23 protein-coding genes and 1 other annotated feature are annotated in these 22,986 nt (G+C 38.8%); of the genes, 15 read left to right on the top strand and 8 right to left on the bottom strand.

What is annotated here, in order from left to right:
* Window positions 1–11: 11 nt before the first annotated feature.
* Genes H8Z77_RS00180 through H8Z77_RS00170 form a run of 3 tightly spaced genes read right to left on the bottom strand, consistent with a single transcriptional unit; the run spans window position 12 to window position 2,374 of the window.
* Entirely contained in the window at window positions 12–437 is a 426-nt protein-coding gene (locus H8Z77_RS00180; RefSeq protein ID WP_069988081.1) for a YwiB family protein, read from the bottom strand.
* A gap of 25 nt (window positions 438–462) precedes the next feature.
* Window positions 463–1,269 carry a glutamate racemase gene (gene murI, locus H8Z77_RS00175; RefSeq protein ID WP_069988080.1) on the bottom strand — a complete coding sequence of 269 codons (807 nt, stop codon included), beginning with the start codon at window positions 1,267–1,269 and terminating at the stop codon, window positions 463–465.
* Window positions 1,270–1,309: 40 nt separating this feature from the next.
* Complete coding sequence (locus H8Z77_RS00170) at window positions 1,310–2,374, bottom strand: D-alanine--D-alanine ligase family protein (protein ID WP_186995787.1); 1,065 nt, start codon at window positions 2,372–2,374, stop codon at window positions 1,310–1,312.
* 564 nt (window positions 2,375–2,938) lie between these two features.
* On the opposite strand from H8Z77_RS00170, the gene rpmG reads away from it, so the two are divergent.
* The 15 genes from rpmG (at window position 2,939) to H8Z77_RS00095 (ending at window position 19,127) form a co-directional block, all read left to right on the top strand.
* Window positions 2,939–3,088 carry a 50S ribosomal protein L33 gene (rpmG, locus tag H8Z77_RS00165; RefSeq protein WP_069988078.1) on the top strand — a complete coding sequence of 50 codons (150 nt, stop codon included), beginning with the start codon at window positions 2,939–2,941 and terminating at the stop codon, window positions 3,086–3,088.
* 18 nt (window positions 3,089–3,106) lie between these two features.
* Window positions 3,107–3,331: a preprotein translocase subunit SecE gene (gene secE / locus H8Z77_RS00160; protein WP_069988077.1), complete on the top strand. Its 225-nt coding sequence runs from the start codon at window positions 3,107–3,109 to the stop codon at window positions 3,329–3,331.
* 144 nt (window positions 3,332–3,475) lie between these two features.
* Complete coding sequence (nusG, locus tag H8Z77_RS00155) at window positions 3,476–4,000, top strand: transcription termination/antitermination protein NusG (protein WP_069988076.1); 525 nt, start codon at window positions 3,476–3,478, stop codon at window positions 3,998–4,000.
* A gap of 227 nt (window positions 4,001–4,227) precedes the next feature.
* Window positions 4,228–4,653, top strand: coding sequence for a 50S ribosomal protein L11 (gene rplK, locus H8Z77_RS00150; protein WP_069989450.1), 426 nt, complete (start codon window positions 4,228–4,230; stop codon window positions 4,651–4,653).
* Between the two features lie 60 nt (window positions 4,654–4,713).
* Window positions 4,714–5,409, top strand: a complete 696-nt coding sequence (gene rplA, locus H8Z77_RS00145) for a 50S ribosomal protein L1 (RefSeq protein WP_069988075.1) — start codon at window positions 4,714–4,716, stop codon at window positions 5,407–5,409.
* A gap of 57 nt (window positions 5,410–5,466) precedes the next feature.
* Window positions 5,467–5,612 (top strand) — a sequence feature (ribosomal protein L10 leader region).
* A gap of 23 nt (window positions 5,613–5,635) precedes the next feature.
* Entirely contained in the window at window positions 5,636–6,151 is a 516-nt protein-coding gene (rplJ, locus tag H8Z77_RS00140) for a 50S ribosomal protein L10 (protein WP_333724067.1), read from the top strand.
* 71 nt (window positions 6,152–6,222) lie between these two features.
* Window positions 6,223–6,591 (top strand): 50S ribosomal protein L7/L12, encoded by a 369-nt coding sequence (gene rplL, locus H8Z77_RS00135; protein WP_069988073.1) that lies wholly within the window; start codon window positions 6,223–6,225, stop codon window positions 6,589–6,591.
* A gap of 489 nt (window positions 6,592–7,080) precedes the next feature.
* Entirely contained in the window at window positions 7,081–8,394 is a 1,314-nt protein-coding gene (locus tag H8Z77_RS00130; protein WP_186995786.1) for an aminotransferase class I/II-fold pyridoxal phosphate-dependent enzyme, read from the top strand.
* Between the two features lie 50 nt (window positions 8,395–8,444).
* The gene (locus H8Z77_RS00125) at window positions 8,445–8,768 is read left to right on the top strand and encodes a cyclic-di-AMP receptor (RefSeq protein WP_069988071.1); all 324 of its coding nucleotides are present in this window, start codon (window positions 8,445–8,447) and stop codon (window positions 8,766–8,768) included.
* Between the two features lie 3 nt (window positions 8,769–8,771).
* Window positions 8,772–9,734: a DNA polymerase III subunit gene (locus tag H8Z77_RS00120; RefSeq protein ID WP_186995785.1), complete on the top strand. Its 963-nt coding sequence runs from the start codon at window positions 8,772–8,774 to the stop codon at window positions 9,732–9,734.
* 22 nt (window positions 9,735–9,756) lie between these two features.
* Window positions 9,757–10,626 carry a PSP1 domain-containing protein gene (locus H8Z77_RS00115; protein ID WP_069988069.1) on the top strand — a complete coding sequence of 290 codons (870 nt, stop codon included), beginning with the start codon at window positions 9,757–9,759 and terminating at the stop codon, window positions 10,624–10,626.
* Window positions 10,627–10,790: 164 nt separating this feature from the next.
* Window positions 10,791–10,961 carry a 4Fe-4S ferredoxin gene (fdxA, locus tag H8Z77_RS00110; RefSeq protein ID WP_069988068.1) on the top strand — a complete coding sequence of 57 codons (171 nt, stop codon included), beginning with the start codon at window positions 10,791–10,793 and terminating at the stop codon, window positions 10,959–10,961.
* 198 nt (window positions 10,962–11,159) lie between these two features.
* Window positions 11,160–11,792, top strand: a complete 633-nt coding sequence (locus H8Z77_RS00105; protein ID WP_069988067.1) for a cytidylate kinase-like family protein — start codon at window positions 11,160–11,162, stop codon at window positions 11,790–11,792.
* Between the two features lie 416 nt (window positions 11,793–12,208).
* Window positions 12,209–13,627: an arabinose isomerase gene (locus H8Z77_RS00100; RefSeq protein ID WP_069988066.1), complete on the top strand. Its 1,419-nt coding sequence runs from the start codon at window positions 12,209–12,211 to the stop codon at window positions 13,625–13,627.
* 391 nt (window positions 13,628–14,018) lie between these two features.
* On the top strand, window positions 14,019–19,127 hold the full coding sequence (locus tag H8Z77_RS00095) for a family 78 glycoside hydrolase catalytic domain (protein ID WP_186995784.1): 5,109 nt from the start codon (window positions 14,019–14,021) through the stop codon (window positions 19,125–19,127).
* Between the two features lie 403 nt (window positions 19,128–19,530).
* Here the strand turns inward: H8Z77_RS00095 and H8Z77_RS00090 are convergent, their stop codons facing one another.
* From H8Z77_RS00090 to H8Z77_RS00070, 5 genes are all read right to left on the bottom strand, one after another.
* Complete coding sequence (locus tag H8Z77_RS00090) at window positions 19,531–20,082, bottom strand: 2-oxoacid:ferredoxin oxidoreductase subunit gamma family protein (protein ID WP_069988064.1); 552 nt, start codon at window positions 20,080–20,082, stop codon at window positions 19,531–19,533.
* The gene (locus tag H8Z77_RS00085; protein WP_186995783.1) at window positions 20,079–20,840 is read right to left on the bottom strand and encodes a thiamine pyrophosphate-dependent enzyme; all 762 of its coding nucleotides are present in this window, start codon (window positions 20,838–20,840) and stop codon (window positions 20,079–20,081) included. Before H8Z77_RS00085 ends, H8Z77_RS00090 begins: the two co-directional genes overlap by 4 nt.
* Window positions 20,841–20,842: 2 nt before the next feature.
* Entirely contained in the window at window positions 20,843–21,898 is a 1,056-nt protein-coding gene (locus H8Z77_RS00080) for a 3-methyl-2-oxobutanoate dehydrogenase subunit VorB (protein WP_186995782.1), read from the bottom strand.
* A gap of 9 nt (window positions 21,899–21,907) precedes the next feature.
* Window positions 21,908–22,132 carry a 4Fe-4S dicluster domain-containing protein gene (locus tag H8Z77_RS00075; RefSeq protein WP_069988061.1) on the bottom strand — a complete coding sequence of 75 codons (225 nt, stop codon included), beginning with the start codon at window positions 22,130–22,132 and terminating at the stop codon, window positions 21,908–21,910.
* Between the two features lie 167 nt (window positions 22,133–22,299).
* Window positions 22,300–22,935 (bottom strand): nucleotide-binding protein, encoded by a 636-nt coding sequence (locus H8Z77_RS00070; RefSeq protein ID WP_069988060.1) that lies wholly within the window; start codon window positions 22,933–22,935, stop codon window positions 22,300–22,302.
* Between the last annotated feature and the right edge of the window lie 51 nt (window positions 22,936–22,986).

Below are 22,986 nucleotides of genomic sequence, written 5' to 3'. Positions count from 1 at the left end.
GTTTTACTGTCCTAATTTTTTGGGCGCACCTGAATCTGAATCGTATTTTCAGATAGGATTTCCCCCTCGTTCAAAATATAGTATTTCATCAATATACTGCCATGGCCATTCTCGGCAAGCTCACAGCAAATTCGGTTGGGCTGAACCCCTAACATCATTTCCAGCCCACCAAAAGAAACCAAATTGGTAGAACGAACATTCTCCTCCAAAGATAAGGAGTAGGATGTATCTCCACTGTTCTTTAATGTAATTTTATTGGTATGATGAGCAATTAAAGTAGTTTTTATGGTGTTGCCGTCATCATAAACAGTATCATAAATCAAATAGTATTTTCCATTTTTTAATGCAAGAATCCCCTCGGTAAAAAATTCGGAGGAATCATCTCCTTCATCGGTATGGAAACTGCTATTGACTGTAATCAGTACTGGTTGTTTCATCTTAAATCATTTCCCTTTATTTTTGTTACCAGACATGATGTTCCACAGAACCTGTTATTTCTTCATTTAAAAAGATAGTCGCATTTTCAGTAAATGTTTCTATGCTATCGCTGACATAAAAAGAACGGTTTCCTGGTTGTTCTGAGTTCAGCAGCATATTCTCCCGGCTCAACATCGCGGCAGCTGTCCTGGCTGTTTCATACCCTGAATCAATTAATTTAACGCCTTTTCCTAAAATATCGCCAATAATTTCTTTGATAATCGGAAAATGGGTACACCCTAAAATCAAGGTATCCAAATCCGTCCCGATAATCGGCTTTAAATAATCTTCCGCTACCATACGGGTTACCTGATTATCACGGTTGATATATCCATTTTCTACAAGTGGCACAAACAGTGGGCAAGCAATACCAGTTACCACTGCTTTTGGCAAAATAGTACGGATCGCCTTTCCATATGCCCCGCTGCGAATTGTGGCTGAAGTCCCTAAAACACCGATATGCCCTGTCTTTGTTTTGGCACAGGCTGCCTGGGCAGAAGGAATAACAACTCCTGTATAAGGCTGCTGCAAATGGGAAGAATATTCCTTAGGAAGTACAGCACTTACCGTACCACAGGCTGCAATAATCATTTTTACCTGATGATGCTGCAAAAACTGGATATCCTGTTTGGCATATTCGATAATGGTTTCCTTTCCACGGGTTCCATAAGGTACTCTACCGGTATCCCCAAAATACACAATATTTTCATGAGGCAGTATTTTCATTAGTTCTTTTACTACCGTCAGGCCACCAAGACCTGAATCAAAAACACCTATTGGTTGTTGGTTCATAGCAATAACCCCCTTTTTTGAATTGATTTTTCACCGAGGATTAAGCGCGTTCTATGGCCAATTCAATTAACTGGCTCAATAATTCCCCATAAGGTAAACCAGTTGCTTCCCACATTTTTGGGTACATACTAATCGAAGTAAATCCTGGCAATGTATTGGGTTCGTTCAAATAAATTTCGTTTTGATCAGTGACAAAGAAGTCCACTCTTGCCATCCCGCTGCAACCCCAAGCTTTATATGCTTTTACAGCGATCTCCCGTAATCTATTCGTGGTATCTTCATCTAAATCCGCTGGAATCTGTAGTTTAGAATCCGCAATATACTTTGCCTCATAATCATAAAAATCATTGCAGGAGATAATTTCTCCAGGGATAGAGGCTTGCGGGGTTTCATTTCCCAGCACAGCACATTCCACCTCTTTTCCCACTATCATTTCTTCTACTACAATTTTTTTATCATGGGTAAATGCCAGTTTAATTCCATCCCTTAAAGACTGATAATCTGTTGCTTTGGTAATCCCAACAGAAGATCCTGCGTTTGCCGGCTTCACAAAAATAGGAAATCCTAATTGATCGATTACCCTTGTACAAAATTCATCTAATTGAGGAAGTTGGAATGCTAACATATAATTCCATTTGGCATTTTTAATCCCTGCGTTATCCATAATAGTATGGGTCATCGCTTTATCCATACAAACAGCGGAACTTAATGTATCACATCCTACAAAAGGGATTCCGGACAAAGCAAATAGCCCCTGAATAGTACCATCCTCTCCATTTTTTCCATGTAAAACAGGAAATACACAGTCCAACTTCAATAAGCTGGTAGACCCATCCTGCATGATTTTAATAATTCCATGGTGCATGCGGTCAGGGCTAATGATCGCAGGACAACAATCCGGATGGTCTTTCCATTTTCCTGTGGCGATTTCCTCTACTGGTCCTGGATAAAAAAGCCAACGCCCGCTTTTGGTAATACCGATACAAACTACCTCATAACGGTCCTGAGGAATATTTTGAATCACAGAGGTAGCGGACATCAGGGATACTTCATATTCCGAAGAAACCCCGCCAAAAACAACAGCTACTCGCAATTTTTTTGACATTTTCATAAACTCCTATCGTTACGCCTTCCCAAATAAAAAGGCTTTTTCACTTTTCATTCACATATCCAATTTGGTTCTATTTATAACAGTTTAATACTATGATATCATAACATATTCAAAACACAAAAACAATATCCATCCTATTTTTTATTATCAAAAGAACCTCTCCCTTGTGTTGCGAACATATACTGCAAATTTTCTAACTTACTTACGAAATAAACTATAATTTTCTTTCTTCCTTTTAATATGGGAATGTTTTTTCTCTTTTTACAAAAAGTGTTGCTAACAAATAGTGATTCTAACACAAAATAGGAAAAAAGCTTTGTTTTTCTTAGAAAACGCTTGCAACATTTACAAAAAAGCGGTATGATAAATCTGTATCCATTGGTGATAGTGATAATATTGTAAGAATACAAAAAAACCGCCGGAATACGGTTGACGGTTTGCGTTTTCTGTGGTATTATAGTAATCACCTCTAAAAGGGTTTATTTTTTTGTGCAAAAATTTATGGACGTTCCTTTTAGAGGGAGGCAGAAATTGTCCGATTATCCAGGAGGTGCCGATATGAGAGTAAAAATTACCTTAGCTTGCACAGAGTGCAAACAACGTAATTACAACACAATGAAGAACAAGAAAAACGACCCAGACAGACTTGAAATGAACAAGTATTGCCGTTTTTGTCGTAAACACACTCTTCATAAGGAAACAAAGTAAGCGAAAGGCGGATGTACCATGGCAAAAGCTGAGACAAAGAAAAAGCCAAACTTTTTCAAACGCATTATCGCATACTTTAAAGATCTGAAGAGTGAGATCAAAAAAGTTGTATGGCCAACTAAACAAGCTACACTTCGCAATACAATTGTTGTATTAGTTACAATTGTTGTATTAGGCTTATTTATTGTATTGCTGGACTTAGGGTTTACCAGTCTGCTTGGTTTATTGCTTGGCAACGCATAATTTGATTTTGATCGTAAAACCACAGAGGGGCTGATGATCCGCTTGTAAACGGACTTGACCTTTTTAAAGGTGCCGCGCAGTGGAAAAAACCGCATTGCCTTTTTATTGAGGCAGCACGGTGCTGAAAAAAATGGAGGGTTATTCATGTCAGATGCCGCAAAATGGTATGTAATCCACACCTATTCTGGCTACGAAAACAAAGTAGCGCAAAACATTGAGAAAGCGGTGGAGAACCGCCAGCTCCATGACCTGATTCACGAGGTAAAAATCCCAACTGAAACAGTTGTTGAATTAAAAGACAACAAAAAACGGGAAGTAGAACGCAAGCTGTTTCCAAGCTATGTGTTGGTGAAAATGGTTATGACGGATGATTCATGGTATGTTGTACGCAATATCCGTGGAGTTACCGGATTTGTGGGGCCGTCCTCAAAGCCAATTCCTCTCAGTAAAGCAGAAGTAGAGAAATTAGGCGTGGAAGAGAAAAAGGTGGAAGTAGATTACAAAGTCGGTGATACTGTTAAAGTAATCGACGGTGCAATGGAAGGTTTTGTTGGAATCGTACAAGAACTTGATATCGATAACAATCAGGTAAAAGTGGCGGTTTCAATGTTCGGCCGTGAAACACCAGTTGAGCTGGAGCTCAGTCAGGTTGTTTTGATGGACGAGTAGTCCTGTATTTTTTTGAAACAGGAAAAATGTAAAATTTATATTTAAAAATTGACGTTGCTGTATTTTACAGCTCGTAACCGCTTTCTGTTTTAGAAAGTGGGGCGTTTGGAATACAAAATAGGAAAAACGCTTGTGGGAGGAACAACCACAAAACCGTGGGCACAAACACGGCAAATTGTGAAAAATCATTGTTCCGCCTTACCACAATTTTTGGAGGTGCAATTTTAATGGCTCAAAAGGTAGTAGGCTTAATTAAGCTTCAAATCCCAGCAGGAAAGGCAACACCGGCTCCACCGGTAGGTCCTGCATTAGGTCAGCATGGTGTTAACATCATGTCCTTTACAAAAGAATTCAACGAGCGCACAAAGAATGATGCAGGTATGATTATTCCTGTTGTCATTACTGTTTATGCCGATCGTTCCTTTACCTTTATTACAAAAACACCACCAGCTGCTGTGCTGATTAAAAAAGCTTGTAATATTCAAAGCGGTTCTGGTGTACCAAACAAAACAAAGGTAGCAAACATCACTAAGGAGCAGGTTAAACAAATCGCCGAAACAAAAATGCCAGATTTAAATGCTGCTAACCTGGAATCTGCTATGAGCATGATTGCTGGTACCGCACGTTCTATGGGCATTGTAGTAGTAGATTAGTTGCCCGCTGGTGGGAGGAAAATTCCGCTAATTACCACTCATGAGGGAGGATAATAAGTAATGAAACATGGTAAAAAGTATGTAGATAGCTTAAAAGCTTTTGACCGCAATGTAAACTATGACGGAAAAGAAGCTCTTGAGCTGGTTGCAAAAAATGCAAAAGCAAAATTTGATGAAACAGTTGAACTGCATGTAAGATTGGGCGTTGACTCCCGTCACGCTGATCAACAGGTTCGTGGCGCTGTTGTTTTACCAAACGGAACCGGTAGAAGCGTTCGTGTATTGGTATTTACAAAAGGCGATAAAGTACAGGCTGCTTTGGATGCTGGTGCGGAATACATCGGTGACGAAGAAATGGTAGCGAAAATCACAAAAGAAAACTTCATGGATTTTGATGTAGTAATCGCTTCCCCAGATATGATGGGTGTTGTTGGTCGTCTTGGTAAAATCCTGGGGCCTCGTGGTTTAATGCCAAACCCAAAAGCTGGTACAGTTACTCCTGATGTTGCAAAAGCTGTTACCGAAGCAAAAGCTGGTAAAATTGAGTACAGATTGGATAAAACTAATATCATCCACTGCCCTATTGGTAAAGTTTCTTTTGGTGCTGATAAACTCAGCGAAAACTTTGAAACTTTAATGGATGCTATTGTAAAAGCAAGACCATCTGCATTAAAAGGTCAGTACATCAAATCCTGCGTAGTTTCTTCTACAATGGGCCCTGGTGTAAGAATCAACATTGGTAGATTCGGTGGCTAAGTTTTAGCTTGACTTTTGACCCAAAATAAGATATAATAAAATAGTTGTTGAAATCCAATAACTTTAGCTGTTTTTCTTAAGACAGCAGGTACGCAAGTGTAAAAGGGAGTTCCCTTGCCTGCCGAGGAGAAGTGCTTATTAATACTTGTGTATTATGCCCTTTCTTCGCGGTAGTGCGTAGAAAGGGCTTTTTGTTTACAAAATGCAAAGATGTGAAATCTGGGAGGTGAATCACTTGCCAAGCGAAAAGATTCTTCAAACAAAACAACAACTGGTTGCTGAATTAACTGAAAAAATCAAAGGCGCAGTTGCTGGTGTTATCGTGGACTACAAAGGTATCAATGTAGAACAGGATACTAAAATGAGAAAAGAGCTGAGAGAGGCTGGCGTTGAATATTTCGTTGTAAAAAATACAATGTTACGTTTTGCTATCAATGCTTGTGGCTACGAAGCTTTAGACGAACACTTAGAAGGTACTACTGCGATTGCAATTAGCACAGAAGATGTTGTTGCACCTGCAAAAGTAATTTCTAAATACGTGAAAGAATTAGGTGACACAACTGATTTTGCTGTAAAAGGCGGCTTCATGGAAGGTAATGTTATTGATGCTGCTACTGTAAAAGAGTTGGGCAACCTGCCAACAAAAGAACAACTGGTTGGTCAGTTACTGTCCGTTCTGGTTGCACCTGTACGTGGTTTGGCTGTTGCGCTTAACGCAATCGCTGAAAAAGAACCTGCATAATCTAAGCAGGAATCATTTTAAAAAATTCATTCCCATTACGGGAAAAATAAAATCTTAGGAGGATTTATATCATGGCTGATATCGCAAAATTTATTGAAGATATTAAAGCTCTGTCTGTTCTTGAGCTGAATGAATTAGTAAAAGCAATTGAAGAAGAATTTGGTGTTTCTGCTGCTGCTCCAGTAATGATGGCTGGCGCTGCTGCTGGTGGCGAAGCTGCTGCTGAAAAAACTGAATTTGACGTTGTTCTGGTTGACGCTGGTTCTTCCAAAATGGGCGTTATCAAAGCAGTAAAAGAAATTACTGGTTTAGGCCTGAAAGAAGCAAAAGAAATCGTTGACAATGCTCCAAAAGCAATCAAAGAAGGTATTGCAAAAGCGGAAGCTGACGAAATCGCTGCTAAACTGGGCGACGCTGGCGCTAAAGTTGAAGTTAAATAATTTCAGTTTTGCTGATAAAAACCGTGGTAACTTTTTACCACGGTTTTTTTATTGCAGCGGAAGCAAAAATAGAGGTAAAAATAAAAGCTTTCACCTTCCGCTTAGCACAGTTGTAGTGTATTTTTTAGTATCTTTTAAGAGGCGAGCTAGTATGATTTCCTTCTGTGGTTGGTCATACTATATTGAATTATGATATGATAAGCCAGAGCCTTCCTATTGGTGATATCATCCTATTCCTTACTCATAGTTGGACCCTACCCTTTTGAAACGATCCATATAACTTTTCTAGCTTATTTAACTAAAAAGATTTCTTAAAAAATAGTTTGTATCATTTTTTACACCATTTTATATCATCCCCTTCCGTTAATCAACTTGATTGAAATAATAAAATCAATATCTTGATATAAACACAGAATAATCCTGATTTTTTCTTTCTTTTTTCATAATTCTATTATATAATCAAAACAGACTTATTCATAGGAGGACTGTATGGGTGAACTAACAAAACTAATTGAAACTTATTGCAAGAATAAAATAACTCGTTTTCATATGCCTGGACATAAAGGAAATGCCCCTATATTGAAAAAGCTGGGGGCACCTTATGATATTACAGAAATCAAAGACGCTGATGTATTATTTTATGCGGATAGTGTTTTAGCGAGATTGGAAGACCGTTATTCTGATTTATACCAATCCACTACTGTATTATCCGCGGGAGGTTCTACTCTCTGCATCCAAGCTATGCTGGCTTTGGCAAAACATCAGGGAGATTCCATTTTAGCGGCACGGAATTCCCATGTGGCATTCATCAATACTTGCGCCTTATTAGATTTAAAGCCAATTTGGATTACACCAGATTACGATTCATCCACAGGGCTACTACAACAGCCAACCGCAAACCAGATTGAACTGGCCTTACAGCAAAATCCACAGGTACATACTGTTTATATTACTTCCCCAGATTATATGGGGTTGATGGCAGATATTTCAGCTATATCAAAGGTTTGCCATCAGCACCAAGCCAAACTAATTGTGGATTCCGCTCACGGTGCCCATTTAAAATTTACTTCGGAGGATTTACATCCCATTACATTAGGGGCTGACCTTTGTTGTTGCAGTGCTCACAAGACATTACCCGTCCTGACAGGAGGAGCATTATTACACGCAAAAGGATATTCTTCTACAGAACTTAAAAGCAAAATGGCTTTATTTGGTTCTACTAGCCCTTCCTATCTCATCTTACAATCTTTAGATTATTGTGCGGATTATTTGGAACAACAGGCAAAAGAAGATTTTCAACAATTAGAGGAAGAACGAGAATATATCGTGTCAATTTGTCAACAAAACAATCTGAAATTGTTGGGACAAGATCCTACAAAATGGACCGTGGACGGTTTTACTGTGGGACAAACTGGTGGACAGTTGACAGAACATTTTAGAGAATACAAAATAGAGCCAGAATATACCAACTATGACCACACAGTATTCATGGTATCCCCTTTCAATTCTTCCACAGATTTTGCAAGGTTGGACGCTGCGATAAATAGTGTAACAAAAAAAACACCATTACAACATGCTACTTTTTCTTTTCCAGAATCCATACAGTTACTCACCCCACGGGAAGCGGTCTTTTCCGCAACAGAATCCCTTTCTATTTTTGATGCAATAGGAAAGGTTTGTGCCGAAAATAAAATTACCTGCCCTCCTGGAATCCCGATTATTACTGCTGGAGAACAGCTAACCTACCAGCATTGCGATCTTTTAAAAAATAGTGGCATTCTCACGATAAACGTGGTAAAATAAAAATGATCCCTTGACTGATAAGCAAGGCTTGACGAAGGAGTGAATCTATTATGAAACTGATTTATGCGATTATCAGCAGTGATGATAGCTCAATTGTATCTTCTGCCCTATCAAAAGCAGGGTTCTTTTCTACAAAATTAGCTTCTACGGGCGGTTTTTTAATGTCTGGCAACACCACTTTTATCTGTGCTACAGAGGACGAAAAGGTGCAGGAAGCAATCGACATTATCAAAAAACACAGTAAAAAAAGAAAACAGATGGTTCCATCTTCCGCTGCTTATGGAGCTGGTATGTATGCGCCATTCCCTGTAGAAGTAACAATAGGCGGCGCTACCATCTTTGTTACCAATATTGAACATTTTGAAAAAGCATAGCCTATGAGTTTTCATTTTTACGGAAATACAAAAGCATTGCAGGTGTTACAACAGTCTATTCAAACAGGGCATTTATCCCACGCCTATCTTTTTTATGGCCCTGCTGGAGTTGGAAAACAAACATTGGCCAAGCAATTTGCCCAAGCGATCTTTTGCCAGGGAGAAAATATTCCTTGTGGTCATTGTATTCCCTGCCAAAAAATGCTCAAAAATATCCATCCAGATTTTCAGGAACTGGGTGGACAAAATACCAAAAACAGTTTTCATGTTAAAGAGGTTCGGGCAATCCGTTCAGATGCTTACATCCGGCCAAATGACGGCGAAGCAAAGGTGTATTTATTAAATGGTGTGGATAATATGTCCAAAGAGGCAGCAAACAGTTTGTTAAAAGTACTAGAAGAACCTCCGGACAACGTGGTTTTTCTTTTAACTTGCCCTTCCCGTTCCGCTGTCCTCCCTACTTTAGTTTCCCGCTGTGTTCCAATTGAAATTTTTCCTGTTACACAACCGGAATGTATCCAGGCTTTACAGGAACTTTCACCAGACACAACATTGGAGGAAATCACAAGGGCTTCTCAGCTTTGTGACGGCATTATTGGAAAAGGGCTAGAACTGCTATCCGATCCAGAGGAAATCAAAGCATCTCAAACCGCTTTTCAGATTTTAGAAAGTCTTTCCAAAGGCAATGAACTCGCTGTTGTAGTAGCCCTTTCCCCTTTGGAAAACAGCCGCCCGTTCACTAAAAAAGTATTACTTTTTTTAAGTAACTTATTGCGTTTGGCATTACAGGCAAAAATTAAGAAAATATCAATTTGGGGATTGGATGATTTTATCCAAAAACAATCTATCCAATCCATTTTAAAAATGGCTGACACAGTAGAAACTTGTATTGGTATGTTAGAACAAAACGCCAATCTAAAATTGTGTGTAACATGGCTGTCAGCAAATTTACCTTATTCTATCTAATCATCCATATAAGGAGGTATCCATGGCTGAAATTATCGGTGTACGTTTTAAAACGGTAGGAAAAGTATATTATTTTGACCCAAACGGGCTTGAATTGAAAACAGGGGAAAAAGTAATTGTAGAAACCGCCCGAGGAGTTGAGTGCGGTGAAGTAGCCCTTTCTAATCGGGAAGTAGATGACTCTGAACTAGTTTCCCCATTAAAGCCTATTATACGAACAGCTACCCAAGAGGATTTGGCAATTGTTGCGCAAAACCGCAAAAAGGAAAAAGAAGCATTCCAAATCTGTGAAGAAAAAATTGCGAAACATCAACTGGAAATGAAACTGGTAGATGTGGAATATACCTTTGATAACAATAAAATCCTGTTCTATTTTACGGCCGATGGGAGAGTGGATTTCCGTGAGCTGGTAAAAGACCTGGCCTCTGTTTTCCGCACCAGAATTGAATTAAGGCAGATTGGTGTACGGGATGAATCCAAACTATTGGGTGGATTAGGCATTTGTGGTAGACCATTTTGCTGTTCTTCCTTTTTAGGGGATTTCCAACCTGTTTCCATCAAAATGGCAAAGGAACAAGGACTCTCTTTAAATCCAACCAAAATTTCAGGTACCTGTGGCCGATTAATGTGCTGTTTAAAATACGAACAAAATGTATATGAACAGCTCTTAAAAAATTCCCCTAAAATGGGTGCTTTTGTAAAAACACCGGACGGCACTGGTCATGTAATCGACTTAAACCTGCTGACAGATAGTTATACTGTCCGATTGAAAGATAACCCGGACGCTGCCCCACGCACTTATTCGAAAAAAGACCTTGTTATTATTAAAGATAATCAAATCCGTGTCAATAAACAGGAAATTGAAGAGTTAAAACAATTAGAGGATAAATAATTTTTTCGGATATTTTCCTCTCGATTTTATCAGATAATATTCACAGAATTTCCACTATTTTTTCTGTAGATTTTCTTGCTCAGAACTTGATATTTTTGCAGAATATGATAAAATATAGGTGTTATAACTTTTAGTTATAAAAATCAATAAGGAGGTAACGATCCATGGCTTATAAAATTTCTGACGAATGCATTAGCTGCGGCGCTTGCGAAGCTGAATGCCCTGTAAGTGCAATCTCTGCTGGTGATGGCAAATACTGCATCGATGCTGATACTTGTATCGATTGCGGTTCCTGCGCATCTGTATGTCCAGTAGGCGCTCCACAAGCTGAATAGTGGAATCGTTTTATTACATGAAAGCAGTCCAATTAAATTGGACTGCTTTTTTCTACTTATAAATACAACTTTTTATCTATTATTTTTTTAATTTTTACAAAAAATTAGTATCATTTGCCAAACAAATGTGTTATAATAATAAAAACAATGGTATTTGTCCACTGTTTTAATCCAAAAGTATAGAAAGGATGCAGCAACATGAAACATACAATTATTACAATAGGAAGACAATTTGGAAGTGGTGGCCGAGAAATCGCACAAAAATTATCCCGCTTGCTGGAGATTCCTTTTTATGATAAAGAATTGATCGAAGTGGCAGCAAAGGAGAGCGGGATGCACCAGGATGTGGTCAAAAATATTGACGAAACCGCTTCCCACAGCTTGCTTTATTCGCTATCAACCGGTTCCTTTATTTTGGGAGGCCGCTATTCTCCATTAACAGATGCACCAATTAATGATAAACTGTATTTTATCCAATCCGACATCATTCGTCACATTGCAGATGAAGGAAGCTGTATTATTGTAGGACGTTGTGCGGATTATATCCTTCGGGAACGTCCAGAGCTATTAAGCCTATTTATTTACGCGCCACTGGAAGAACGGATAAAACGTATCTCTGACCTTTACGATCTCACTCCAAACAAAGCAAAAGAGAGAATCATGAAAACAGACAAACGCCGTAATACCTATTATCATTATTACTCTGACCGGAAATGGGGAGATCTAGAGAATTATCACTGTTCTGTAGATAGCAGTATGCTGGGTGTTGACGGCACCGTAAAATTTTTGGCGGAACTGGCAAAACAAAAAGAGGCATCACTGGAAAAATAATAGATTCTATTTTATTCAACTATAATATTTCCCCTACTATTTATTATAAAAAGGAACTCTTATCATGATAAGGGTTCCTTTTTATACATATTCTAAGTAATCTTCTCTAGAACATAAAAAATATTGGTTATATTATGCATTTTACTGCTTTTATCTTGAAATAGTGTAGGTTATTAGGATATAATGATAGATAGGTTTTTGTACCTAAAACAATTATCGGTACTGTAAAATAAATTTCAATAGTTAGGAATCTAAATCAGCCAATCTTACAAAACAGCGAGTAAAACTTTCTTATCTATATTTTTGGCATCGCCAAAAGAACTATAATGCGGTAGTAAGGTTATTCATAATAAAATGAGGATTGATTTATTTTCCATAGAATTTACAGTCCAAAAACAAACACTGGGAGGTTTTTTATGTTAGTTAATACAAAAGCAAAAGTTGGGGTATTTTCCATTGCGTTAGGTGCATATCTTCCTCAATTCCCATCACTGGTACCAGAATTTGAAGCACAATATGATGCATTCAAAAAGACTATTCCGGATTCAGTAGAAATTATTGATGGTGGAATGGTGACAACAAAAGAACAGTCACAGGCTGCTGGAGACCTGTTCCGTGCAGCAGATGTTGATTTAGTATTTTTACAGCTTTTAACTTATGCTACATCTTACAACATGTTACCTGCTGTAAAAGATCTGGATGTACCTGTTGTTCTTGTAAATGTTCAAAAGTTGAAAGCATTGGATTATGACCACACAGATATTGCTTCATGGCTTGGTGAAGGTTATGCATGTGGAGCTGTTGGTGAAATGGTAGCTGACCTGGAACGTTTTGGCAAGAGACATGCTGTAATTACAGGTGTTGTAGAAGGTGGAGATTCTTCCGTTCAATCAGAAATCGAAGAATGGTGCCAAGCAGCTCAGGTGCGTAGAAGATTCCGTGATACAAATATCGCACAAATCGGAAGACCATACCCTGGCATGATGGACCTCTATATTGATGAATCCAACCTGTACAGAAGAATGGACTTATACACCAAACAGTTTGACTGGGAAAAAATGTGGGTTATTGCGGATAATATTACAGATGAAGATGCCATCCGCGCTAAAGCACAAGATATTCTGGATACCTTTGATATTGAAGGTGGCGGAAGTATTGAAGAAGTATGGGAAATGGCAAAATACGTTGTTGCGTTTGAACAATGGGTAAAAGACGAAAAACTCGGCTTGATCGCATCCCATTATGATGGTTTTGCTCAGGGAAAAGCAGGCGTACTGGATAGTATGCTGATTCCAGCTTTCTCTATGCTGATCAAACAAGGAGTTGCCTGTGCCGTTGAAGGTGATATGAAAGTTGCGATGGCAATGAGCATTTTGAAAACAATTTCAGGTACTGGACAACTTGCTGAAATGTATTCTGTTGACTTTAACGATGATATTGTAATTATTGGCCATAGTGGTTCCGGTGATGCGGATATCTCCAGCAAAAAACCAACCATGAAAATTGTAAAAGTATTCCATGGTAAAACAGGTGGCGGATACCTCACACAATTCTATCCACATCTTGGCCCAGTTACTTATTTGGCAATCACACAGGATGGAAATGGCAACTTTAAATTTATTGTTGCAGAAGGTATAAATGAAGAAGGAAAAATCCTCTCCTTCGGTGATACAAATATGAGAACCCGTTTTGAATGTGGGGCAAGAGAATTTATTAACCGTTGGAGCGAATGTGGCCCTACACATCACTTTGCTGCAGCTTCTGGCAGACATATTGAAAAAATCCTGAAAGTTGCAAAAATATTCAACGTGCCTGTTGAAATTGTAACCAGATAAAAATCGGAAAATTTTAGTGTATCTTTCCGCTAAATAGAAGTATGAGACTATAACTTCTATGAGCTACTATGAAGCAATATCGAGTTAATACACTCTTTACGCTTTTTCGTTATCTTTCAGTTCAGGGATAGATTCTATTCTGAGAGAAATAAGGTAATCGGTCTAATATGGATATCTAATATTTTCTATTATAGTTATGAAAAGAACCTTTGCATAATGCAAAGGTTCTTTTTTATAAAACAGCATAGGCATTATGCACTATAATATATAAAAATAATTAGTTATAATATATATTTTACCGATTTAAACTTGAAATAATGCACGAATTTGATATATAATGGTAAATAGGTTTTTATGCCTAAAATTATATAATCTGAAAGGAGAAAAGAACATGAAGACCAAAAGCAAAATCAGGTCCATACTTGCTGCGGTATTAGCAGTATGCCTGATGTTACAGATGGTTGTTGGATTAAATATTACTGCGTTTGCGGCAGATCCAGCTCTTTCTGTAACCAATCTGGAGGTAGAGTCCTCCGTCAACCCATTAGGGATTGACAACACTACACCAAATTTCAGTTGGAAAATTGATTCTTCTGAGCGCGGTGTAACGCAAAAATCCTATCATATTCAGGTCGCAACCAGCCAAGAAAACCTGAAAAATGGCCCTTATGTATGGGATTCCAATGTAGTAGAATCCGATCAATCCGTTAATATTGTTTATAATGGTGAGGCATTACAGCCTACTACCCGCTATTTCTGGCAGGTAACTGTTACAGACAATAAAGGTAACACCGCAACCTCTAGTGAGGAAGCTTACTGGGAAACTGGTTTAATGGAGACAAATTGGTCTGCAAAATGGATTGAACTAGATGAGGGAGCACAACCATCTCCAGCAAATTATTCTGTTGAAATGGATTTCCGTATCCTCAAAGATGATATTGGTATTATCTTTGCGGCAAAAGACACTTCCAATTTCTTAATGTGGCAGGTAAACACATTTGAAAAGAAATTTAATGGAAAAACTAGCTTCCGCCCACACCAATGGGTTAACAATGCAGCAAGCTGTATTGATGAAAAATCTATTGATGATGTTATTCCAGTAGAAGACCAACAAAAACAGCATCATATCAAAATTCAAGTGGAAGGCAACCAAATCACTACTTGGATTGATGACACACAAGTTGACCAACGCACCAGTGATTTAGCTGCTTATGGAAAAATTGGTTTCCGTCAAGTAACCAATGCAGGTGACTGTGATGAACACGGAAGCTTTGACAATATCGTTGTAAAGGACACAGATACAGATGATGTTCTGTTCTCTGAAAATTTTGATAACGGCAATAGAAGCTTCAATTTTGGTACTGTAAATAATGGAGAATTAGAAGTTTATAATACTTTGGGATTACAAAAAGATTCCATGAGCTCCGCTCCAATGTACCGTAAAGAATTTGATGTCAACAAAGAAATCAAAAAAGCAACTATTCATGCTTCCGCCTTGGGTATTTACGAATTGGAAGTAAATGGCCAAAAAGTAAGCGACGATTACTTTAACCCAGGCTGGACAAACTATGAACTGAACCAGGACGACAACAACTATGTCATGTATCAAACATTTGATGTAACAGATTTGTTGCAACAAGGCAAAAACGTCATTGGTGCAATGACTGGACACGGTTGGTATTCTGGTAAATTGTTTGTAGGCGGTAATAACCGTTACGGTACAGGCTCCAAACTGCTCTGCCAAGTAGAAGTAGAATATGCAGATGGAGAAAAGGCAATTGTTGCCGCAACTGATTCTTCTTGGAAAATCAACGGAAATGGACCAATTATTGAGGATGACTTCCAGGGCGGTGAAAGCTATGATGCTAATCTGGAAATCCCAGGCTGGTCCACAACAGCATACACGGAGGATTCTTCCTGGTATTCTGCAAAAGAATCCAGCTATAATGGTGACATTGTTGCTCAAATGGGACCAACCGTAAAAGCAATCCAAGAATTTAAACCAATTGAAGTAACCAATCCTTCCGAAGGTACTTATATCTTTGACCTTGGACAAAACATTGCTGGTTTTGCCCGCTTACATGTAAAAGGTGAAGCTGGAACAACAGTAAAACTCCGTTTTGGTGAAATGCTGAACCAGGATGGTACTCTATATACAGACAACCTCCGTTCCGCAAAAGCCACCGACTACTACACCTTAAAAGGTGATGAAAACGGTGAAACTTATGAACCACGTTTTACCTTCCATGGTTTCCGTTACATTGAAGTAACCGGTTATCCTGGAGTTCCTACTGCAGAAGATATTACAGGGATTGCATTAAGCTCCTTGCAAGAAACAACTGGTACATTTACTACTTCTAACGAATGGGTAAACCAGTTACAAAGCAATATTACTTGGGGCCAGAGAGATAACTTTATCAGCGTTCCTACCGATTGCCCACAGCGTGATGAACGTTTAGGCTATACTGGTGACGGACAGGTATTTGTTCGCACCGCTTCCATGAACATGGATGTAAACCAATTCTTTGTAAAATTTATGGAAGATGTTATTTCCAACCAACGTGCAGATGGTGCAGTTGCTGACTGGACTCCAAACTATGTAACACCTGGTGATGGCATGAGTGGTTCCTTTGGTAACTCCGGTTGGGGCGATGCCGTTGTAATCATCCCATGGACCATGTACACCACTTATGGTAATACAGATATTATCAGACAATCCTATGACGGAATGAAAAAATGGGTAGACCGTTACAACACTATGGGCGGAGATTCTCATATCTTACCTTCCAGCTGTAGTGCTTATGGGGACTGGTTATCCATTAACGCCGATACACCAAAAGAGGTTATTGGTACTGGTTATTTCGCATACTGTGCTAACCTGTTATCCAAAATGGCAGAAGTTATTGGAGAAACAGAAGACGCAGCATATTATCACAACTTATTCCTTGAAGTACGCGACGCATTCAATAAAGAATTCGTTGATGCAGAAGGCCATGTGAAAGGTCAAACACAAACCAGCTATCTGGTTGCCTTAAAATTTGACTTATTACCAACAGAAGAAGCGAGACAAAAAGCAGCTGACTACTTAGTAGCAGATATCAAAGCAAAAGATTGGCATCTGTCCACAGGCTTTATCGGCGTTGCTTACCTCTGCCCAATGCTGACAGAAATGGGTTACTCCGATGTTGCTTATCGTCTGTTATTACAGGATACTTACCCATCTTGGCTGTACAGCGTAAAAGCTGGTGCAACAACTATTTGGGAACGTTGGAACTCTTATAATTCAGAAACCGGACAATTCGGTGATGTTGGCATGAACTCCTTCAACCACTACTCTTTAGGTTCTGTTGGTGAATGGTTCTACAACTACGTAGGCGGTATTAAGTATGACGAAACAAACCCTGGCTACAAAAACGTAACCATCAACCCATATCAGGGTGGGGACTTAGAATTTGCGAATACTTCTTATGAAACTCCATATGGTACAATTATCAGTAATTGGAAATATGTAGACAACAATACCTTACAAATGGATGTACAGGTTCCTGCAAACTCCACAGCTACTATCTATGTTCCAACAGAAGATGGCGGTATCGATAATATTACAGAAAACGGTGCAGCAATTGCCGAATCCGAAGGCGTAGAATTTGTTGGCATGGATGACAATAAAGCAATGTTTAAAGTAGGTTCCGGTAATTACACCATTCAAACAAAAGTAACCCGTGAATACTTATTAAACATCGCCGATTCCAACACAGCGGCTGCTAGCTATGTGTCCATCAATGGTGGTGAAATGCAGAAACTACCAATCTCTGAACCCGTAAAAGCAGGCGATGAAATCACATTAAAAGTAACACCTGTAAACGATGTTGACTATCAATTCTCCAGCATCTCCGGTGCAGTAGAATCTGATAAAAATGAAGTAACCTTTACCATCGAAGGTACTACAAACGTAACAGTTACCAACTCAGAAATTGAGCGTGTAGACCTAGCATTAAATAAAACCGTTAATTCCAGTCCATCTATCAATAACACAGATTGGAATAACAAATATTTAACAGATGGCAATAAAATTTCTACCACAGGTAGTATGGGATACACCTCAACTTCTACCACTACTCCAGATGTAAACCACTGGGTAGAAATTGATTTGGGTGCTAACACCGAATTTAACCGCATTCATATCTATCCAAGAACTGATGTGAAAACAGCGGATGGAAAAACACCATCCTTCCCAAAAGACTTTACCATACAGGTAAAAGCGGATGGCGCTTCTGAATACACTACAATCGGAACCTATAACGATTATACTGCTCCAGAAGGAAAACCAGCTGTATTGACATTTGATGAACTGCAAAATGCACGTTATATACGCTTAAATGTTACACGTGTAGGAGATCCTCCAGCAGGAGAACCTTACTATCTACAGTTGGCTGAAATGGGCATTTACAATGAAGTTGAAACCCCAGAACCACCAGAAGTAGATAAAACAGCATTAGAAACCCTCTACAACCAGGTAAAAGACACCGATCTGAGCCAGTATGTAGACGGCGATGCAAAAGATACCTTTGTAGCAGAACTGGAAAAAGCGAAAAACCTGATTGCGAATGAAGAAGCAACCCAGGAACAAGTTAACGAAGCAGTGACAGCACTGCAGAATGCTTATGACGCACTGGAAAAGAAACCAGTAGAACCAGTGGAAACCAATAAAGATATCCTAAACAAAGTAATCGTATACGCAGAAGAACAAAAAGCATCTGATGACTTTAACAATGTCATCGCAGATGTACAGGAATCCTTCAACGCAGCATTGGATGCAGCAAAAGAAATTGCGGCAGATCCAGCAGCAACTCAGGATGCAGTAGATGCAGCATGGAAAGCATTGATGACAGAAATCCATAAATTAGGCTTTGTCAAAGGAGATATTACTTCCTTAGAAGCTCTGGTATCCTTGGCAGAAGGCTATGACATGAATGACTATGTAGAAGCAGGTCAGGCAGAATTCTTAGAAGCATTGAAAGCAGCGCAAGATTTATTAGCGGATAAAGACAATGCAATGCAGGCAGAAATCGAAACAGCAGAAAGCAATCTGTTGAACGCGATGCTGAACCTGAGATACAAAGCAGATAAATCCATCCTGGAAAAAGTAATTGCGGAAGCCAACGGCAAAGATGCGAACGCATATACAGCGGAAAGCTATGCAGTACTGCAAGCAGCAGTAGCAGAAGCAAACGCAGTGATGGCAAATGAAAACGCAACCCAGGAAGAAGTAGACGCAGCAGTAACAGGTGTACAAGAAGCAATGAAAGGTCTAGTAGCAGTAGAAAAACCATCTACCGAAACACCAGATGAGAACAAAGCGGATGGTACACAAACAGGACAAGAATCTACCATAACAAAAGCAAACGCAGCCAAAACAGGCGACGTTGCTCCAATTGCTGGTATTATGGTTCTTGCATTGGCTGGTACAGCTGTAACCTTACTGAAAAAACGGAAATAATTCTGTTTTATCGTAACAAAAAGGGTAGTAGAAAATTTCTACTACCCTTTTTCTATTATCTACTATAGAAAATATCGAAAACAAATGTTATTTATCTACTTTACAGACGATGAGAATGGAATTCCTCTATCTTTTTCCATTCTATACAGAAATAAGATGTTTTCTTATCTTAAATAAACCACTAATTCCATTGAAAACAACATCTTTTATAGGTAAATAATATCGTACCATAAACTTCGTGATTTCATGTCTCACTCTTATTGACTCATAACAATCCCAAATCAATGTTAAATCCATTCTATTGTTCTTTCTTTTTATAAAATATCTATTTATCATTGGATAAAACAGTTATAAGATTTTTGCAAGAAACATGTGGTTTACGGACACATTTATTATTTCTATCCTATTTCGATAGTTCCTTTCCCTGATAATTGTATCCTAACAAAAATGCCTGTTTATTCTTCTCCAATAAATGTGCTTTTTTGGGTGGAACAGTATGTTCAATGGCATTTTCCAACGATTCTTTGGAAGTAAAGCCAGTTAATTGCAATACATAACCTAAGCAGATCATATTTGCAAGACCCTTTAATTGATTATCATCAGCCATCTTAGTAGCCGGAATCCCATATTGGTGGATTCCCTTTTGATATACAGCATCTGTAATCAAACTACTATCAAATACGGTAATTCCATCCATCTGCACTGTCTGTATAAACCGATGATAGGAAGGTCCATTCATTGCTAGTAACAGGTTTGGATTTACCACCAAGGGACTCCCAATAGTTTCCTCACTCAAACAAACCGAACAGTTGGCTGTACCGCCTCTCATCTCTGGACCATAAGAAGGTAACCAGGTAACCTGTTTTTCATCCAACAAACCAGTATATGCAGCCACTTTTCCTGCAAACAGTATTCCCTGCCCACCAAAACCTGCAAATAACATATTCATTGTCATGGAGTAAACACCCCTTTCTCTGTACGGTCTTGATAGACGCCCAAAGGATAGTAAGGTATCATTTCCGTTTCTACCCTTTTTAATGCTTCTATTGGCGTTTGTCCCCAGTTCGTTGGACAGGTAGAAAGAACCTCAACAATCGAAAATCCTTTTCCTTCTTTTTGGGTTTGAAATGCTTTTTGAATCGCCTTTTTGGTTTGAAGAATATGTTTTACATCATGAACAGATACACGTTCCGCATAGGCAACCCCATCTAATGTGGACAACATTTCACACATACGGATTGGGAAGCCTGCTTGTTCTACGTGACGTCCTGTAGGAGTTGTTTGTGTCACCTGACCCGGTAGCGTAGTAGGAGCCATTTGCCCTCCTGTCATACCATAAATGGTATTATTTACAAATATAATAGTAATATTTTCACCTCGAGTTGCTGCATGTACTGTTTCAGCAGTCCCAATCGCCGCTAAATCTCCATCTCCTTGATAGGTAAAAATAATGCTGTCTTTTCCTAAAACACGCTTCAAACCAGTCGCAACAGCTGGAGCGCGTCCATGAGGAGCCTGTACCATATCGCAGCTAAAATAATCATAGGCCATAACAGAGCATCCGACGGAAGCCACACCTACTGTCTGTCCCAATACATCCATACCTTCTAATACTTCCGCAACCAATCGATGGATAATTCCATGGGTACACCCAGGACAATAATGGGTTGTAACCTCTGTTAAACCTTTTGGTCTTTCCATTACTCCAGCCATTGTTATCCCTCCTTCGCCATTTTTTGCAGTTGTTCTAGTATTTCAGCTGGTTTTGGAATAATTCCTCCCACACGTCCATAAAATTCCACTGGGCAACGGCATTCAATCGCTAAGCGGACATCATCCACCATCTGACCCATATTCATTTCAACTGTTAAAAATTTTTTTGCATGACACCGTTTTAATGCTTGGACCGGGAATGGCCATAGTGTAATTGGCCGGATTAATCCAGCTTTTATTCCCTGCTCTCGAGCAGCGCGTACTGCGGATTTTACAATACGGGATGTCGCTCCAAAAGCTACCACTACAATATCTGCATCTTCAGTTAGGTATTCTTCTGCCATCTGCTCCTTTTGTTTCACCATTTCATAGCGTTGAAAACGCTCTAAATTGGATTTTTCTAATTCAGAAGGCTGTAAAAATAAGGAATTGATAATATTATGTTCCCTTTGATTTTGATGACCATTAGCAGCCCAAGGTTTTTCTGGTAAATCTGTCCGAATATCATGACGGAATTCAATTGGCTCCATCATCTGCCCTAAGGTACCATCTCCTAAAATCATGGCTGGCATACGATATTGGTCTGCTTTATCAAAAGCATGTTCCACTAAGTCCACCATTTCCTGCACGCTATTTGGAGCAAATACTAATAAATGAAAATCTCCATGTCCGTTATGGGTAGCCTGCCAATAATCGGATTGGGAAGGTTGGATTCCTCCTAATCCTGGACCAGCACGCTGAATATTCACAATTAGGCATGGTAAATCACTTGCCGCTAAATAAGAAATTGCCTCACTTTTTAAGCTAATTCCTGGAGAAGAAGAGGAAGTCATCGCCCGAAAGCCAGCAGAAGCAGCTCCTAGCACCATGTTTGCCGCCGCAATTTCAGATTCTGCTTGTAAATATACTCCACCATCAATCTGTGGCATCCGTTTTGCCATATAAGCGGCAATTTCTGTTTGAGGGGTAATAGGATAGCCAAAAAAACATTTGCATCCAGAACGGATTGCGGATTCTGCTAGAGCCTCATTCCCTTTCATTAAATATCTTTGTCCCATATGTCCCTCCTAATTGTTTGTTTGTACTACTTCTTTTAATAAAATGGCACAATCTGGACAGATAATCGTACACATCCCACAATGAATGCAAGCGTCATCATCAATCAATTCCACTGTATGATAGCCTTTTTGGTTAAACCGATGATTAGATAATTTTAAAATTTGCTTTGGACAGGCAGTTGTACATAAACCGCATCCTTTACATTGTTCGTGGTCAATCCAAATTTTAGTCATAGAATTCCTCCTATCAAAATAATTTGTTCTATTAAAATGATAATTTTATCAAGTAAATGTTATTTTAATAATCATTGTTAGAATAACATTATTCTATTTAACCACAATCCTATTGCGATTTTATTATGATATTATGAACAAAAAAACCTTCCATTTATACTGCAATATTACCAAAGAAATGGATGTTTTACCAATGGAAAAATATTATGTTGTTGAAAACTTGGCATTGCTGTAGTACCCCAAAATGTAATACCAAGCTGTTTTGCCATTTCTTTTGCTGGTAAGATACTATTCTCAATCTCCTGCCAGGTTGTTTCTTCCCCTAAATTAGAATTGTTTACAAAATGAGTGATATTTAGTCTGCTTTCTCTTTCAATCTGATGAACTTGTTCCAGATAATCTGGAATCAGACGGTATTGATTAAATAGCACAAATGCCATATGAGGACGGCTTCTGATAAACTCCGCATATCCTCCAATTGGCTTTGCTCCAACATCATCTCCTCCCATATCAATCACAATGTATCGCTCTATATCCTGTAAACAGGATACTAATCCACCAGAAATAGATGGGATATCCAAATTTGTCCCTGCAAAATTGGTAGATATCAACTGAATATTATTATCTTCCAACCAGCTTTTATAATCGTGACTTCTAAAATAAGGATTTACTGTATCAAAGTCAACCAATGTAACGTTTTTTTCCCGCTTCGCAATTTCTAAAGCTAAGCTGACAGCAAAAGTGGTCTTTCCAGAGCCATACGGTCCCATTACTAGATTAATCGGTTGATATTGTATCATCATAAATGATTCCCCCTCACTAAGATTTTACCTTACTGTATTTTTCTGAAACAA

The sequence above is a fragment of the Clostridium facile genome, assembly GCF_014297275.1.
Lineage (GTDB): Bacteria > Bacillota > Clostridia > Oscillospirales > Ruminococcaceae > Massilioclostridium > Massilioclostridium facile.
This window is presented reverse-complemented; position numbering and strand designations above follow the sequence as displayed.